The 16,644-nt window shown below is 40.7% G+C and carries 12 protein-coding genes; 10 read left to right on the top strand and 2 right to left on the bottom strand.

The window, feature by feature from the left end; all coding sequences use genetic code 11:
* Nucleotides 1–210 precede the first annotated feature (210 nt).
* Nucleotides 211–2,571 (bottom strand): transglycosylase domain-containing protein, encoded by a 2,361-nt coding sequence (locus ACRD64_RS18300; protein WP_430934910.1) that lies wholly within the window; start codon nucleotides 2,569–2,571, stop codon nucleotides 211–213.
* Between the two features lie 320 nt (nucleotides 2,572–2,891).
* On the opposite strand from ACRD64_RS18300, the gene topA reads away from it, so the two are divergent.
* The 7 genes from topA (at nucleotide 2,892) to gldN (ending at nucleotide 12,507) form a co-directional block, all read left to right on the top strand.
* Complete coding sequence (gene topA / locus ACRD64_RS18295) at nucleotides 2,892–5,327, top strand: type I DNA topoisomerase (RefSeq protein WP_430934909.1); 2,436 nt, start codon at nucleotides 2,892–2,894, stop codon at nucleotides 5,325–5,327.
* An 18-nt stretch (nucleotides 5,328–5,345) separates the two neighbouring features.
* Nucleotides 5,346–6,503: an arginase family protein gene (locus ACRD64_RS18290; protein ID WP_430934908.1), complete on the top strand. Its 1,158-nt coding sequence runs from the start codon at nucleotides 5,346–5,348 to the stop codon at nucleotides 6,501–6,503.
* A gap of 192 nt (nucleotides 6,504–6,695) precedes the next feature.
* The gene (locus tag ACRD64_RS18285) at nucleotides 6,696–7,643 is read left to right on the top strand and encodes a PorP/SprF family type IX secretion system membrane protein (protein WP_430934907.1); all 948 of its coding nucleotides are present in this window, start codon (nucleotides 6,696–6,698) and stop codon (nucleotides 7,641–7,643) included.
* Between the two features lie 41 nt (nucleotides 7,644–7,684).
* Entirely contained in the window at nucleotides 7,685–9,013 is a 1,329-nt protein-coding gene (locus tag ACRD64_RS18280; protein ID WP_430934906.1) for an SUMF1/EgtB/PvdO family nonheme iron enzyme, read from the top strand.
* 66 nt (nucleotides 9,014–9,079) lie between these two features.
* Nucleotides 9,080–10,024, top strand: a complete 945-nt coding sequence (gene gldL / locus ACRD64_RS18275; protein WP_430934905.1) for a gliding motility protein GldL — start codon at nucleotides 9,080–9,082, stop codon at nucleotides 10,022–10,024.
* Between the two features lie 35 nt (nucleotides 10,025–10,059).
* Nucleotides 10,060–11,616, top strand: a complete 1,557-nt coding sequence (gene gldM, locus ACRD64_RS18270) for a gliding motility protein GldM (RefSeq protein ID WP_430934904.1) — start codon at nucleotides 10,060–10,062, stop codon at nucleotides 11,614–11,616.
* A gap of 42 nt (nucleotides 11,617–11,658) precedes the next feature.
* Complete coding sequence (gene gldN, locus ACRD64_RS18265) at nucleotides 11,659–12,507, top strand: gliding motility protein GldN (protein ID WP_430934903.1); 849 nt, start codon at nucleotides 11,659–11,661, stop codon at nucleotides 12,505–12,507.
* 251 nt (nucleotides 12,508–12,758) lie between these two features.
* On the opposite strand, the gene ACRD64_RS18260 is transcribed toward gldN, so the two are convergent.
* Nucleotides 12,759–13,847, bottom strand: coding sequence for a mannose-1-phosphate guanylyltransferase (locus ACRD64_RS18260; RefSeq protein ID WP_430934902.1), 1,089 nt, complete (start codon nucleotides 13,845–13,847; stop codon nucleotides 12,759–12,761).
* 146 nt (nucleotides 13,848–13,993) lie between these two features.
* Here ACRD64_RS18260 and ACRD64_RS18255 point away from each other — a divergent pair, with 146 nt between their 5' ends.
* From ACRD64_RS18255 to ACRD64_RS18245, 3 genes are read left to right on the top strand one after another with little or no spacing between them, the layout of a single operon-like run.
* Entirely contained in the window at nucleotides 13,994–14,734 is a 741-nt protein-coding gene (locus ACRD64_RS18255) for an MlaE family ABC transporter permease (RefSeq protein ID WP_430934901.1), read from the top strand.
* Nucleotides 14,731–15,483: an ABC transporter ATP-binding protein gene (locus tag ACRD64_RS18250; RefSeq protein WP_430934900.1), complete on the top strand. Its 753-nt coding sequence runs from the start codon at nucleotides 14,731–14,733 to the stop codon at nucleotides 15,481–15,483. The genes ACRD64_RS18255 and ACRD64_RS18250 overlap by 4 nt, the downstream gene beginning before the upstream one ends.
* Before the next feature lie 23 nt (nucleotides 15,484–15,506).
* Entirely contained in the window at nucleotides 15,507–16,244 is a 738-nt protein-coding gene (locus tag ACRD64_RS18245) for a hypothetical protein (RefSeq protein ID WP_430934899.1), read from the top strand.
* The last annotated feature ends 400 nt before the right edge of the window (nucleotides 16,245–16,644 follow it).

The raw sequence follows: 16,644 nt of genomic DNA, 5'->3' as shown, positions 1-16,644 counted from the left end.
CATTATCACTCCAACATTAAACCCGCCATATACATTAGAAATTCTATTACACATTGAAAATACTTTAAAACAAGACACTTCGTTGCATCACTTCAACTCACCAGAACAATACTCCCAAAAGTAATTGGGACAAGTTATGCCTCGTTTTAGTAATGCCTTGTTTTATGGTACTTGCAATGCTCATGACGAACCTCCAATCCATAATCCGGGTTAAAAGAATTCCGACTCGTCGCCATTGGTATACGTTTCTTCCTCCTCTTCTTCTTCCGTCAAAGGTTTATTGTCTTCGTCACAATCCAATACCAGGTTAAAGTTCATAGGCTCCTCAAAAACATCTTCCTCGGTTATGTTCAATGATTCGTCGGCGTATACCTGTTTCATATACAATGCCCAGATAGGCAGAGCCATGTTGGCTCCCTGTCCCAGTCTGATACCGTCAAAGTGAATATCCCTGTCTTCGCCACCCACCCAAATTCCGGTGGCAAGATTTGGGGTAACTCCGATAAACCAACCGTCGGAATGGTTTTGTGTGGTACCTGTTTTTCCGGCAATTTGTCCCGTAAACTCGTAGGTGTAACGCAGTCTTGTGCCGGTACCACCGTTGACAACTCCCTGTAACAGGTTAAGCATCAAAAATGCCGTATGCTCGCTGATTACTTCTTTCTTTTTAGGTGTAAATTGCCCAATGACGTTGCCGTATCGATCTACGATTCTCGAAATCATCATCGGTTCAATGCGTACACCTTTGTTGGCAAACGTGCTGTAGGCACTCACCATCTCGTTTAACGAGAAGTCTGGAATTCCCAGGCAGAGCGAAGGTACTGCGTCCATAGGGCTTAGTATTCCCAATTCATGAATCATGTCCCTAACTGCCTCCGGATTGTATTGCTTCATTACCCAGGCCGATATATTGTTGTTTGAATTGGCCAAGCCCCATTTTAAGGTAACCATCTCTCCTTTTCGACGCTTACCTCCATCGCGGGGAGTCCAGGTTTTTCCATCAGGTAAAACAAAGGTTTGAGGTATATTCGGTACCAGGTCGCAGGGGGTGTGCCCTTCCTGCATGGCCAGGGTATACACAAGAGGTTTAATGGTTGAACCCACCTGGCGTTTACCTTTGGTGGCCATGTCGTACATGAAATATTTAAAGTTGGGGCCGCCAACATAAGCTTTCACATGACCGTTACGCGGATCGATGGAGAAAAGGCTGGCACGCAAATAGTGTTTGATATGTATTATTGAATCCAGTGGGGTCAATACCGTATCTTTTTCGCCTTCCCAGGTGAATATCTGCATGTCAACAGGTGTTTTAAAAGCTTTCATAATCGAATCTCTTTTAATGCCTGCTTTTCTCATAATCCGGTACCTTTCCGAATTTCGGATAGCCTTGTTGATGATGCTTTCGTATTGCTCATCAGTAATTTCATGGGTAAAGGGAGCCCTGGACCTTCCTTTCTTCTCCTGGAAGAAAGCTTTTTGCAGATTGTTGGCCAGATGGTCTTTTAAAGCATTCTCGGCATAGGTTTGCATTTTATAATTTACGGTAGTGTAAATTTTTAAACCATCTCTGTAAATATTATATTTTGTTCCGTCAGGTTTTAAGTTCTTGTTGGTAAAGCCGTACATCGGATTGTTTTCCCACTCAATACTATCGGCAATAAATTTATTGTTTAAATACGATGGATAATTTGCCCTTTCCGGTTTGTGGGCGTTTAAGGTTAAACGGATGTATTCGCGAAAATACGGGGCGACACCCTCCTTATGGTCTCGTCTTCTGAATTTTAAGGTTAGCGGAATGTTCCTCAGTGAATCGTATTCCACTTCGCTGATAAACTGCGCCTTGCGCATCTGATCTAAAACCACATTGCGTCTAAATTCTGTGGTATCTTTTCTTCTGATGGGGTTGAAAAGGGCAGGGTTTTTAAGCATTCCGACCAGTACTGCGGCCTCTTCAATTCTAATGGAATCCGTTGTGGCACCGAAAAAAGTTTGGGCAGCCGACTGAATTCCATAGGCATCATATATGTAACCTACCTTGTTGAGGTACATGGTTAATATCTCGTTCTTGGTGTAACTGCGTTCCAGTTTTACCGCAATAACCCATTCGTTTAGTTTTTGTAATCCTCGTTCCCAAATATTTTTTGCGGGTTCATGAAACAGAAGTTTCGCCAACTGTTGCGTGATAGTACTGCCACCACCTGATCCTTTGTCGCCCATAATAACGGTTCTAACAGCAACCCTTGCCAACCCTCTCGGGTCAACCCCGGAGTGATCGTAAAAACGTAAATCCTCGGTGGCAATAAGAGCGTTGACAATATATGGCGAAAGTTCTTCGAAATCGACAAAGGTCCTGTTTTCTATGGCAAAGTTACCCAATACTTTATGGTCCTCCGAAATGATCTCGGTGGCCAGACTGTTTTTGGGATTCTCCAATTCTTCAAACGAAGGCATTACGCCTAAATAGCCCAGAGCTATTAAAAAAAATAAAAGAAATATTAAAAGTAAGCCTGCCAATATGCTTCCCCAAAACCATTTAAGCAGTCTTTTGATTCCTTTGTTGTTAGTGCGCATAATTGTTGTTTGTTGAAAATTTGCGGTAAAATTAGCAATTTTAGTAATACCTGCATTTTTAATGCCATTTTAATATTCATAAACGCAGAATAGTTGTCGAAAGTTATGATCAAGAGTAGATTTCTTGTTTCTATGTTAAACATTAATATTACTTTATAAAGGGAACCTATTTTAGTATTGTAAGGATAATTTTTTAAATTTGACGCCTTTAACAACGGTATGGCGGGCATGGATTAAATCCCATGCTTTAATGTGTTATTGCTAATTGCCTTGTTTAGAGTGATGTGTAGATATAATTGAGCGTTAATATATTATAGTAGATGGCAAAAAAAAGTAGTATTAGTGAAGAGAACTTGGTGATTGTCGAGTCTCCTGCCAAAGCAAAAACCATTGAAAAATTTTTGGGCAAGAATTTCCTTGTGAAGTCAAGCTACGGGCATATTCGCGACTTGGCTAAAAAGGATTTCGGTATCGATATAGCCAATAACTACTTACCCACCTATGTAGTTTCGGATGATAAAAAAGAGGTGGTCAAAGAGTTGAAGAAGTTGGCGAAGGATGTTAAAACAGTTTGGCTCGCCTCGGATGAGGACCGAGAAGGGGAAGCTATTGCATGGCATCTGTATGATGAATTGGGCTTAACACCTGAAAATACTAAAAGAATTGTTTTTCATGAGATAACAAAATCTGCCATTTTAAATGCAGTTGAAAATCCCAGAGACATAAATATTAACCTGGTAAATGCCCAGCAAGCACGAAGGGTGTTGGACAGGTTAGTGGGGTTTGAACTTTCTCCGGTTCTTTGGAAAAAAGTAAAGCCTTCCTTGTCTGCTGGTCGCGTGCAATCCGTAACGGTGCGATTGATTGTTGAGCGCGAAAGGGAAATATTTGCCTTTAAGCCGGAATCGTCATATCGCGTTACAGCCGTGTTTATCGTAACCGACGCTGACGGAAAAGTTTCGGAGATGAAAGCAGACCTGTCGAAGCGTTTTGCCACGTTTGAAGAAACTGAGGCATTCCTCAATAAATGTAACAAGGCTCACTTTAAAGTGTCCGATATTACCAAAAAGCCGCTAAAGAAAACGCCGGCTGCTCCGTTTACTACATCAACATTACAACAGGAAGCGAGCAGGAAACTTGGATTCTCGGTAGGGCATACCATGTCGGTGGCTCAAAAGTTGTACGAAGCGGGGAAGATAACCTACATGCGTACCGACTCCGTGAATTTGGCTGATACAGCACTTAAAATGGCGAGTGACCAAATTACAGGAGTAATGGGTGAGGAGTACCTAAAAATCAGAAAATATCAAACCAAGAGTAAGGGGGCGCAAGAGGCTCACGAAGCTATCCGTCCTACTTACCTGGACAAGCCAACGGTTTCGGGTTCTCAACAAGAGCAAAAGTTGTATGAGCTTATTTGGAAACGCACCATTGCTTCGCAGATGAGTGATGCCCAGTTGGAGAAAACAACGGTTCAAATTAAGGCGGATGGTGTAGCTGAACATTTTGTGGCTACCGGGGAGGTCATCAAATTCGATGGTTTCTTAAAGGTGTACATGCAGTCAACGGAAAATGAGGGGGAAAATGAAGGAGATGAAGATTCGGGCCTGTTGCCGCCAATGAAAGTAGGTGATGCGTTGGCTTATGAGGTCATTGAGGCTCGCGAAAGGTGGAGCCAGAAGCCGGCTCGCTACTCGGAAGCTTCCTTGGTGAAAAAACTGGAAGATCTCGGCATCGGTCGTCCTTCCACTTATGCGCCAACTATTTCTACGGTACAAAATAGGGGATACGTTGTTAAAGAGGAGCGAGAGGGTAAAGAACGGCCTTACCAATACCTGGCTTTAAAAAATAACGAGGTGGTTTCCGAGCAAAAGACAGAAATTACGGGTGCCGAAAGAAATAAATTGTTTCCTACGGATGTGGGAATGGTGGTGAACGATTTCTTGATGAAGTATTTCCCGAATATCGTAAGCTACGACTTTACCGCAAAGGTGGAGATGGAATTCGACGAGATTTCCCTGGGTAAAATAGTGTGGAACGAATCTATCGACGAATTCTACAAAAGTTTCCATCGGCAGGTTGAAGAAACCTTGGAAACATCTGAACGAAATACAGGGGAACGCCAGCTGGGTGAAGATCCTAAAACGGGTAAACCGGTTATCGTGAAAATTGGGCGATATGGTCCAATGGCGCAATTGGGCGAGAGCAGTGAAGACGAAGATGTGGAAAAGCCAAAGTTTGCATCTTTGCAAAGAGGGCAGCATTTGGAAACGATAACCTTGGAAGAGGCGCTTAAACTATTTGATCTCCCGCGCGATTTAGGACTTTACGAGGATAAAAAAGTGGTGGTCGGAATTGGTCGGTTTGGTCCGTATGTACGTCACGACGGCAAATTTGTTTCCCTTAAAAAGGGGATAGACGATCCTTTGGAAATAGAATTGGATCGAGCCATTACTCTTATTGAGGAAAAAAGAAAAGCAGATAGAGAGAAGTTTATCAAGAGTTTCGACGAAGATCCGGAAATACAGATATTGAACGGCCGATGGGGACCATACATATCTTACCAAAAAAAGAACTATAAAATTCCAAAGAACACCGATCCTCAAAAACTAACGTTTGACGATTGCCAAAAGCTGATAAAAGATGGCGGTAAGAAACCTGCCAAAAAAGCTGCGGCCAAGAAGACAACAACAAAAACAGCTGCAAAAAAGACAGCTGCTAAAAAGACTACGACCAAAAAAACAACTAAAAAATAATTCGGAAAAAACATAGAAGTGCAGCTGAGCGATTTTTTTGACCCAATTCCTGAACCACAGGCACATAATATATATATGCCCGAAGAAGATAGTCTGAAACATCAAATTAAATATGGTGTTGTCGGGGATTATTGCGAGGAAGTGCTTTTAAATTTCGAAGTTGCCATAATAGGGATTCAAGACGGGAAAAGGCCTTCCGGGAACAAGGGAGGTGAAGATGCCGGCAGCGTAATTCGGGGTAATCTGGTAGGATTAAGGAGTATTCCAAAATCGTTGCGGATAATTGATCTGGGCAATATAAAAGGAAAAACGATAAACGACCGGTACTTTGCCATTTGCGAAGTGCTTGAAATACTTTCTTCGTTAGGCATTGTAGTGGTGACTGTAGGAGGAGGTCAGGATTATGTTTTGCCTTTGGTGAAAGGTATAGTTGCGCATCAAAAGGAGCTGGCCATTTCTATTATTGATGCCAGGTTAGATTTTAATATAACAGGTTCCGACTTTAGCGGCCAAACTTTTCTGACAAAACTGGCCAAAGACTATAATGAAAATATTTACGAGTTAAACCTGATTGGCGGACAAAAATATCTGATAGGTGAAAGTCAGGACGCGAAGCTAGCAGATCTACATTGGGAATGTACACGCCTTAGGGATATCAGGAATGAAAATATGGCTGCGGCGGAGCCATTATTGAGGGATGCTGATTTGGTTAGCTTTGATGTTGGGGCTATACAAAAAGAATATATGCCGTACTTTTCAAATATAAACGTCAACGGCCTTACGGGGTATGATGCTTGTCGATTGGCATGGTATGCTGGTGTTGGAGACAGCTTAAAGGTGTTTTGCCTTCAGGAATATAACCCAAAATTGGACAAATCGGGCAAAGGAGCCATGCTTTGTGCAGAAATAATTTGGCATTTATTAGACGGTATATCGCAGAATATGAGCGGTTTGACTATGGAAGGAGTAGGCGGGTGTAAAATTTCTGTGGTTCATTTACAAGATTTTGACATAGACATACGTTTCTATTCAAACAGAGTTAATAACCGATGGTGGATTGAAGTGCCATGGAAGAACGGGGTTAAAATGTTGGCTTGCGATGAAAAAGAATACCTTTTGGCTAAGAATGGAGAATTGCCCGATAAATGGTGGAGATTCTTTCAAAATGATATTTAGCAATAAGTTGGCTATACAAAAAAATAACATGATTAACGCATAAAAACGAAACCTTTATAATTGAAATAAAGTATACGAACTCGGTTTTTAATCGCAAAATGCATGGGGTTTAAAAGGTAAACTTCAGTTTTATAGTAAGATATAGGAGGCGGTGAAAACAGGAGTTCTTTGAGTTTTTTATAACTGGAATAAATGTTTAGGAGAATTCTGATTTTTGTTATATTTTGTGCAATTGCAAAAAATGTTCATGCGCAATATGATCCGCAGTTTAGCCAGAATATGTTTAATAAACTGGCCGTTAACCCGGGATTTGCAGGAACTAGCGAAAGTATGAATCTGATAGCATTAAACAGGAATCAGTGGACCGGAAACCTAGCCATAAAAACAACGGTTTTTAGCGGTGACATGCCGGTCAAGTTTTTTAATTTAAATTCCGGGATAGGTTTAAATTTCATCAACGATGAAATCGGAAATTTCACCAACCTGACCATGAATTTGAATTATGCCTTAAAGTTTGAATTGGATAAAGGAACATTGTCGGTCGGCTTAAATTTTGGTTTGTTAAATCAAAGTCTAAAAGCGTTGTGGACACTGGATGCTATTGAAGGTGACTACTATAACCCGAGTGATCCTAATGTTCCGGCCGCAGATGTTAGCGGTTCGGCTTTTGATATGGGAATTGGCGTATATTATAAAGAAAATAAATATTATCTGGGAGCCTCATTATCACACCTTAATAGCCCGGAAGCCAACTTTAAGGAAGAATTTAATTTTAAAACAACTGGAACATTTTACCTCTTAGGAGGGTATAACCATAAAATTGAGGATACATCGTATGAATTGCTGCCTTCACTTTTTTACAAAACGGATGGCAAAAGTTTTCAGGTAGATGTAAACACATTGGTGAGATATAAAAGAAGATATTGGGGAGGAATCACCTATCGTTTTCAAGATGCAATTGTATTGTTAGCGGGGATTGAAATGAAAAACGGAGTAAGGTTTGGTTACAGTTATGACATAACTACATCGGCCATAGCTTCAACGGGCTACGGAGGAACGCATGAGCTGATGGTGGGATATAATTTGGATATTGATTTTGACAAACGAACAAAACGCTATAAAAGCGTTAGATATTTATAGTAGGCAAATAAAAATTTAAAATACCGATAGTCTTAAATATTATGAAGAAAGTACTAGCTCTTAGTGTCGTTATAGTCGCTATCTTAAGCGGATGCAGTAACTCCGGAGGAGGCGAACTTACCGGAGTAGCTCAAAAGGGTACCTTTTATGAACCGGACCCGTATGGAATGTTATTTATTCCGCAGGGAAGTTTTAACATGGGCCCGAACGATCAGGATGCTGCCTGGTCGTTAACAGCGCAGTCAAAAACCGTGTCTATCCGTTCTTTCTGGATGGACGAAACTGAAATTACCAATACCGAATACCGTCAGTATATCAATTGGGTCAGGGATTCGATAGCAAGAATGCTTTTGGGGGATCAGTTCGATGAGTTTGTGATTGCGGAGGATGAGTACGGAAACGAAATAGACCCGCCTTTCTTAAACTGGGACGAACCTATTGAGTGGGATAACGAAGAGTATGCCGAGATTCTTGACGAGATGTTCTTGCCTGAAAACGAAAGATTCTTCCGTAGAAAGGAAATCGATTCAAGAAAATTAATCTACGAGTACGAGTGGGTGGATATGCAACAGGCCGCAAAAAAAACCAACCGTTATAACTTTGAAACAAAGCAATATGAAGGCTCGGTTTATAATCAGCTTGGCGAAGAGGAAAATATTAGGGACCGTTCTGCGTTTATAATGAAAGATAATGTGAATGTTTATCCGGATACATTATGTTGGATAGCCGACTTTACCTATTCATTCAACGAACCCTGGACCGAGAAGTATTTCTGGCATGTTGGTTTCTTTGAATATCCAGTTGTAGGTATAACGCACCAACAAGCTACAGCATTTACTATTTGGAGATCTCGTTTTATGAACAATTATCTTGTGAGTAAGGGAGAACCGGAAGTAATGGAATACAGACTTCCAACAGAAACGGAGTGGGAATACGCTTCAAGAGGTGGATTGGAAAATCAAATGTATCCTTGGGGTGGAATGTATACGCGTAACGATAAAGGATGTTTTCTGGCTAACTTTAAACCTTTAAGAGGTCGTTATGCCGATGATGGTGGTAACACAGCTATGGCGGTTGCTTCGTATGCGCCAAACGATTTTGGTTTATACGACATGTCAGGTAATGTGGCAGAGTGGACCTCAAGCGCTTTTGATGAGTCAGCTTATAGTTTCACTCACGATTTTAACCCAACTTACAAGTACAACGCCTTACCGGACGATCCGCACGTAATGAAAAGAAAAGTGATTCGTGGTGGATCATGGAAGGATGTAGGTTATTTCCTACAGTGCGGTACCAGGACGTACGAATACCAGGATTCGGCAAAATCGTTTATCGGGTTCCGTTGCGTTAGAGATTATATTGGGGACTAAGTATATAAGATGAAAACAAATGTCCTTAAACTATTGAGTAAAATAACAGATTAACACAATTGAATTATGACTATTACCGAATTTGTTGAAAGCCCGGCGTACAAAAAGATCATGGCCAAGGTATACGGTTTTGGTGCTGCAATCGTTCTGGCAGGAGCTTTGTTTAAAATAATGCACTACCCGGGAGCAGAGCTTATGTTGCTGGTTGGTATGGGTACTGAGATTATAATTTTTTCGCTATCAGCTTTTGAACCTCCTCATGAAATGCCGGACTGGAGCCTGGTATATCCCGAGTTGGTAGGTCTTGAACCTAATGCAACTCACCATGGCAAAGGTGGAAGTGGTGGAGGGGGAGAGCTTCAGGCACTTATCCAAACAGGAAACATTGATGAAAAGACGGTCACAGAACTATCGGAGGGTATTAAAAAGTTAAGTTCTACCTCATCTCAGCTAGCCGATTTAAGTGATGCATCATTGGCAACACAAAGCTACTTGCAAAATATACAAAATGCATCAGAGTCGGTGGGTAAGTTCGGGAACGTACAAGATAAAACAGCAAAGGCCATCGAAGAGTCAACAAAAGCATTAACACAATCGTATAGTGCTACTGCAAGTGCCATTTCCGAAGCCGGTAATAAAGTAGCCAATGACATGTCAAATTCAGGTAAGCAGTTGATCGATACCTATGCTAAGATGTCAAATAGCATTGAACAGGAAATGGGGGGAATCGCTGATAACAACAAAAAATATAACGATCAGTTATCGGCATTAAACGGAAACCTGGCTTCGATTAATTCAATTTATGAGATGCAGTTAAAAGGATCTAAAGCCCAAGTTGAAGCTACCGATAATGTGAACAGCGGATTGGGCGAAATAAGCGAGTATTTAAAGCAGTCTGTTGAGGGCGCTAAAAATTATAGGGACCAGGTGGCTAACTTAAATAAAACCGTTGGGGAGTTAAATACGATCTACGGAAATATGTTGAGTGCCATGAATGTTGGAGGCCGTTAATTTACTTTTTATATTAATCTTTAGAAGAATAAAGTATGAGTGGCGGAAATTGTCCCGAAACCCCCCGGCAGAAAATGATAGGTATGATGTACCTCTTTTTGACAGCAATGCTCGCATTGAACGTGTCTGGAGAGTTACTGTTAGCATTTGTTTCGCTGGACGAAGGTTTTAACCAAACAAGAGAAACAGTAGAGCGTAAAAACGAAGCGCTTTATAACCAATTTGAGTCAGCGTGGAGTAATAATCCAGTCAAAGCGCAGGATGAATGGGATAAAGCACGGGAAATACAGGGAGCTTCCGATTCGTTGGTAAATCATATTCAGGGCCTTAAGGTTATTTTGGCACAAAAAGTGTCAGGCCCGGAAGCGACACCGGAGAATTACACCGGAATCGATAACCAGGACATTGCGGCTCAGGTTATGATTGTGGAGAAGGCAGGTGCCAAGAGTAAAGAGCTTAAAAAAAGAATGGGTGAATTTAAGGATCTGTTGCTGGGTATGCTTGACGAAAATGACGAAAAGGATACCACTTATATCCAAGCCTACAAAGAAGTTTTTAATACGGAAGATGTAAAAGAAGAAGACGTAAAAAAACCTTGGGAATCCACCAAGTTTGAGCACGTGCCTTTGGCAGCCTCTATGGCCATGCTAAGTAAAATACAAGGGGATATTAGAAATGCGGAAGCCGATATGGTGGCAAATTTAATGAGTGATATTGATAAAGATTCATACAAGTTTGACCAATTGATGCAAGTAGTTAAACCTTTCAAAACAACTATTCTGGAAGGCGAGACCTACAGGGCCGAGCTTTTCATGGCAGCATATGACCCCACCATTGTTCCTAAGATTGAAATTAACGGTAATAAGCTGGGTAATATCAAAAAAGGAAAAGGAATACTTGAACTTAAAAAACCGGTTGGTGAGCATGAGTGGTCCGGTTTTATAAAAATGCCTTCACCGGATGGTTCAACAGAAATACCTTACCCTGTAAAAGGAGAATTTCAGGTGGTAAAACCAAGTGCGGTCATATCCCCCACAAAAATGAACGTTTTTTATGAGGGAGTGGATAACCCGGTAGCCATTTCTGTACCAGGAGTTGCCAGTAATGCGTTAAGAATAACCATGACTAATGTGACACGCCGAGGTGATGGGACCAATTATATTGTGAAACCGAAACCGGGTACCGCCGGTAAAGAGTCTGTGGTTAGTGTAAGTGCAGAAATTGAAGGGAAAACAAAATTCATTGGCAAACAGGAATTCAGGATAAAAAGGGTGCCAGACCCGGTTCCGGAAGTTGCGGGAAAATCAAGTGGTAAAATACGCAAGAACGTATTGCTTGCTCAGTCAGGTGTTTTTGCCGAAATGAAAGATTTCGATTTTGAATTGGAGTATAAGGTCACACGATTTACCGTTTCTGTATTGAAAGGTGGTTATATTGTGGACGAACCCTCTAAGAGTAGCAAGTTCACTCCGCAGCAATTAGAACTAATAAAGGGAATGGCCAGGGGTTCTAAGGTGTCAATCGAAGGCATACGTGCCAAAGGGCCCAGTGGAACGCGCGATTTAGGTACAATAACATTTGTGTTAGATTAAAAAAATATTCGGATACGAGTTAGATAAAATAAAAATACGATAATGAAAAAGTTGTTCTTCTTATTAATTATGTTGGTGGCCTTGGTAGGTAATTCTGCTGTGAAAGCCCAAAATGTGCTGGATGGAATATATCCACCGGAGCATGTTCAAAACCGTAAACCAATTCCTTATCCACATGTGAGAGAAGCCGATGTAATGTGGGCCAAAAAAGTGTGGAGGATTGTGGATTTAAGAGAAAAAATTAACTTGCCGCTGTACTATCCAATCAATACCATGGACAACAGGTTTAGTTTAATTCAGTTATTGATGCACGGCATACAGTATGAGGGATTATCAGCATACTCAACTAAATATGAAGATGAGTTTAAAGTTGAAATGACACTAGACCAGGTAATGTATGAAATGGGAGCTGTAGGTGATACAATGGAAGTACGCCAGGATGACGGTACCTTTGTTGAAAAAGTAGTGGCTGGTGAATTAAGACCTGAAGAAGTAAAACAAATATTGGTTAAAGAGGTATGGTTCTTCGACAGAAATTATTCCAGGTTGGATGTTCGTATCATTGGGCTTTGTCCGATCCGTGAGTATTCAAAAAGTTCCGGTGGAGGGGAAGAGCAAATAGCCAAAAAACAAACGTTCTGGATTTATTTCCCGCAAGCGAGAGATTTGTTTGCTCGAAACGAGGTGTTTAATACAAAAAATGATGCCCAACGCAGAACTTTTGACGATATTTTTATGAAAAGGTATTTCGGTAGTTACATTGTTCGCGAGTCAAACGTGTACAATAACCGAACAATCGACCAGTATGCGGTTGGCATGGAAGCCATGTTGGAATCGGAAAGAATTAAGATGGATATCTTCAATTTCGAACACGACTTGTGGGAGTTTTAAAGCCTACAATGTTCATATATTGATTTATAACGAATGTTCATGTGGGTTAATCGCCCGGTTGCCGCAGGCGATGCCCGGTTTAGTGTGACCCAATTGTAAAGGATTATAATTGGATGTGGCGCGGAAGGGTAGCAAAAAGTAATATTTGTTGTAAATAATTTGGATGAAGAAGAACAAAAAAATGAACCATATAAAAAAGGAGTGCTATTGCACTCCTTTTTTTGTTTAATAATATTTTGATATTACTGGGATTATTTTTTTTCTTGCCCGTATTCGGCAATGATATCCGCCGAAAACTGACGTATCTGTTGTTCGTTTGATTTTGGGCATATCAAAAGGCAATCGTGTGACTCGGCAATAATATAATTGTCTAATCCTTGAATAACTGCCATCTTATGGGCAGGTAGGTTTACTACGCAGTTTTTAGAGTTGTAAGCAAGCACTTTACCCGTGTTTATCGCATTTAGGTTGTCATCTTTAGCCGAGTGCTCATATAGCGACGACCATGTACCTAAATCACTCCATCCGAAATCCGCTGTAAGTACAAATACATTGCTCGCTTTTTCCATAATACCGTAGTCAATAGAAATGTTATCGCAATCGTGGTAAATATCTTTAATGGCTTCCTCTTGATGTTGAGTGCCTATTTTGTCCTCTATACTATCAAACAATATTTTTACATCAGGTAAATGTGTGTTGAAAGCAACCTCAATTGCTTTCAATGTCCAAATAAAAATGCCCGAGTTCCAGAAAAATTCCCCACTTTCAAAAAACACTTTGGCCAACTCCAAGTTTGGTTTTTCCGTAAAAGTCTTCACGGGCTCAATAACACCAAGTTCACTAGGCGAATCATCACTAACTTGAATATATCCGTAACCGGTTTCTGGTCGGTGAGGCTTAATGCCCAATGTTAGCAGTGCATCAAAATTCTGAACAAAGTCTACGCCTTTTGAAATAACCCTTACAAACTCTTCCGGTTTTAGAATAAGATGATCGGCTGGAGTCACTACGATAGAAGCTTCCGGGTTGCGTTTTTTTATCCATGCGTTGGCGTAGGCAATACAAGGAGCAGTGTTTCTCCGGTAAGGTTCCGTGAGTACTTGGTCAGGCGTGAGTTCAGGCAGCTGTTCAAGCACAATTTTCTTATATTCAATACTGGTAACCACCAAAAAGTTTTCTGCCGGACAAATCGGGGTAAACCTGTCAAAAGTTTGCTGAATCAGGGTTTTCCCGGTTCCAAGAATGTCAAGAAATTGTTTAGGGGTTTCCTCTCTGCTGATCGGCCAAAAACGGCTGCCGATCCCGCCTGCCATAATTACACAGTAGGTGTTGTTAGTCATCGTATATTATTATTAATATTTCAATAGCATTTATATTATGTTGGTGAAAATACCTAAAAAGCGCCACAATAAAAACCATTGTGGTTTAGAATTAAAAATTTTTTTACCCTGAATTAAGTTAGTATTTTTATCGCAAATCAAAATATATGGGATTTCTATTTCATTTCGGAAGGTATATCGTATTTTTAAAAAGAGTATTCGCCAGACCCGAAAAAATTGGTATTTTTCTGAAACAGACAATAAAAGAGGCGGAAAGTTTGGGCGTTAACTCGCTGGGCATTGTGTCCATTATTTCTGTATTTATGGGCGCTGTAATTACACTGCAAACGGCTTATAATTTAGATTCGGCTTTTATTCCTAAATATACCATAGGTTATGCTGCTCGACAATCGGTGGTATTGGAATTCTCATCTACCATTGTGGGTCTTATACTAGCCGGAAAGGTGGGTTCCAATATAGCATCGGAGATTGGCAGTATGCGGGTAACCGAGCAAATTGATGCCATTGAAATCATGGGCATTAATTCTTCCTGTCATTTGGTGCTTCCCAAAATAATAGGGATGGTAATTATGATACCCTTTATCACCATCATTAGTATGGGGGTCGGAATCATAGGCGGATGGCTATCTGGCGTTTTGTCAGGTGAAATTATTTCAGCAGATTTTATTTATGGAGCAAGGCTCGATTTTGTTCCGTTTCATGTAGTGTATGCGATGATCAAATCAGTTGTTTTTGCTTTTTTAATTTCATCGATCTCTGCCTATCAAGGGTATCATGTCGAGGGCGGTTCTCTTGAAGTTGGGGTAGCCAGTACAAGGGCTGTTGTTGTTAGTAGTATCCAGATCTTATTATTCAACCTTTTATTAACACAATTGCTATTGGCATGATAGAAGTTAAGAATGTAAATAAAGCCTTTAATGGAAAACAGGTACTGTTCGATATTTCGGCCAGGTTCGAAGCAGGGCAGACAAATCTGATTATCGGACAGAGTGGTCACGGAAAAACAGTATTGCTAAAATCAATTGTCGGACTGCATCAAATTGATTCGGGCCAGATTATTTATGGCGACGAGGTATTTTCCCAAATGTCGCTAAGCGAACAAAAGTCAATTCGAAAAAAAATTGGGATGCTTTTTCAGGGTTCAGCACTCTTCGATTCTTTAACTGTGGAAGAAAATGTGCAGTTCCCGTTGGATATGTTTTCCAATGATTCCCCGGAAGAAAAGCTGGACAGAGTAAATTTCTGCTTAAATAGAGTGAATCTCGAAAATGTGAACCATCTTTATCCATCTGAAATTAGCGGGGGAATGCAAAAGCGTGTGGCCATAGCCAGAGCCATAGCCTTAAATCCCAAATACCTGTTTTGTGACGAACCCAACTCGGGACTGGATCCCAAGACTGCTATTGTTATTGACGAACTTATTTATGAAATCACCAAAGAGTATGGCATTACAACCATCGTAAATACACACGATATGAATTCCGTGATGGCTATTGGCGAAAAAATAATCTATATATATCAAGGCCAGAAACTTTGGGAGGGAAATAAAGATGATATTCTGGTAGCCAAGGAAGAGCAATTAAACGATTTTGTTTTTGCGTCGGAGCTATTTAAACGAATCAAAGAAAATTCATAACTGCTGTTAATGATTGGTGGCCTATGGAAAAACCTGTTCATTCAATTAAAATCGAGGTTCATCATCTTTTAAATATGTTAGGCGCTTCACCAAACGAATGCCAGACATATTTAAAGCAATTTCTGGGTGATGTCCGAGCAATTGAGCGTATTGAATTAGTTTATCCGGTTACTTTAAAAGTTTCAGAACTAAAAACAGAGTTGAAATTTCAAAAATATTGGAAATCGCTTTTCCCCGCTTTGTTCGTTCCAATTAAAATAACTACAAAGTATAAGGCGACATTTGTTAATAGCATAAAACTGAAATGGGCAGGAATAAAATTCAGCATCACTTCCACAAATGAAATAGTGCTGGATTCATATGCATGCGAAAATTTAAGTTTAATACTGCAATTACTAATTCATTTGGAGGAAAATCGTCAGCGTCAAAATCCGGAAAAACCTGCATTAAATTCAACAACCGCCTATTTAAAAGATAAGTTGGGGCATTCCTATAGCGAAGGAGAGCTAATTGACTTCATCGATTTAATATACGATCAGTACAAGCATACTAATATTTCAGTAAAAGATTTTCGGAATGTGTTCCGGTGTTTTGGCGTACATACCGAGGATATTGCCAATGAAGCCTTCGATTATTATATAGAATCCAAGAACACGGTAAAAGCCTGGAGAAGATCTGTTGAAGAATATTTAAAAAACAAGGTGAATGTAGAAGATAGAGTCACAAAGCAAATAGGGGCTCTTCTAATTTCCGAAAATTAAAACAGCGATCTTTCAGTATCCAAATTTCTTTTTTCCACCGTTCCGCTCCCAGGGGCATTCCCCTTGCGGAGGCCACAAGGCGCATCCTGTCAGCCTGTTGCGAAAAAATACCCGGGAGGCATGGCCCGGTCCGGCCAATCCGTAACCTTTTGCCCGTGCAGGGCGTTCCCCGGCTGTGGGAAAACCCCGGGCGTGGCTTCGGGAAAATAATCTAAAAATATTTATCGAGGTTAACCCGTTGACAAGAACCCGTTTAAGGCATGTCCGGCAAGTTCGCGCAAAAAAAAGATTAAATCAAGGCTAGGAATTGCGGATTAATGTCCCTTTCTTTGCAGCCGCTTTGAAAAACACGGATGGGTTAACGGGCCCGTTTTTCAAGCCTTCCCTTGCGGGTCGCCCT

The organism is Saccharicrinis sp. 156 (genome assembly GCF_050589685.1).
Lineage (GTDB): Bacteria > Bacteroidota > Bacteroidia > Bacteroidales > Marinilabiliaceae > Saccharicrinis.
Note: the sequence above shows the minus strand (reverse complement) of the source record. Positions and strands in the feature narration are given on the sequence as shown.

What these genes read in the sequence shown, in the direction of transcription:
- ACRD64_RS18300 (WP_430934910.1), bottom strand. Translation starts at nt 2,571, where the DNA reads ATGCGCACTAACAACAAAGGAATCAAAAGACTGCTTAAATGGTTTTGG.
- topA (WP_430934909.1), top strand. Translation starts at nt 2,892, where the DNA reads ATGGCAAAAAAAAGTAGTATTAGTGAAGAGAACTTGGTGATTGTCGAG.
- ACRD64_RS18285 (WP_430934907.1), top strand. Translation starts at nt 6,696, where the DNA reads ATGTTTAGGAGAATTCTGATTTTTGTTATATTTTGTGCAATTGCAAAA.
- ACRD64_RS18280 (WP_430934906.1), top strand. Translation starts at nt 7,685, where the DNA reads ATGAAGAAAGTACTAGCTCTTAGTGTCGTTATAGTCGCTATCTTAAGC.
- gldL (WP_430934905.1), top strand. Translation starts at nt 9,080, where the DNA reads ATGACTATTACCGAATTTGTTGAAAGCCCGGCGTACAAAAAGATCATG.
- gldM (WP_430934904.1), top strand. Translation starts at nt 10,060, where the DNA reads ATGAGTGGCGGAAATTGTCCCGAAACCCCCCGGCAGAAAATGATAGGT.
- gldN (WP_430934903.1), top strand. Translation starts at nt 11,659, where the DNA reads ATGAAAAAGTTGTTCTTCTTATTAATTATGTTGGTGGCCTTGGTAGGT.
- ACRD64_RS18260 (WP_430934902.1), bottom strand. Translation starts at nt 13,847, where the DNA reads ATGACTAACAACACCTACTGTGTAATTATGGCAGGCGGGATCGGCAGC.
- ACRD64_RS18255 (WP_430934901.1), top strand. Translation starts at nt 13,994, where the DNA reads ATGGGATTTCTATTTCATTTCGGAAGGTATATCGTATTTTTAAAAAGA.
- ACRD64_RS18250 (WP_430934900.1), top strand. Translation starts at nt 14,731, where the DNA reads ATGATAGAAGTTAAGAATGTAAATAAAGCCTTTAATGGAAAACAGGTA.
- ACRD64_RS18245 (WP_430934899.1), top strand. Translation starts at nt 15,507, where the DNA reads ATGGAAAAACCTGTTCATTCAATTAAAATCGAGGTTCATCATCTTTTA.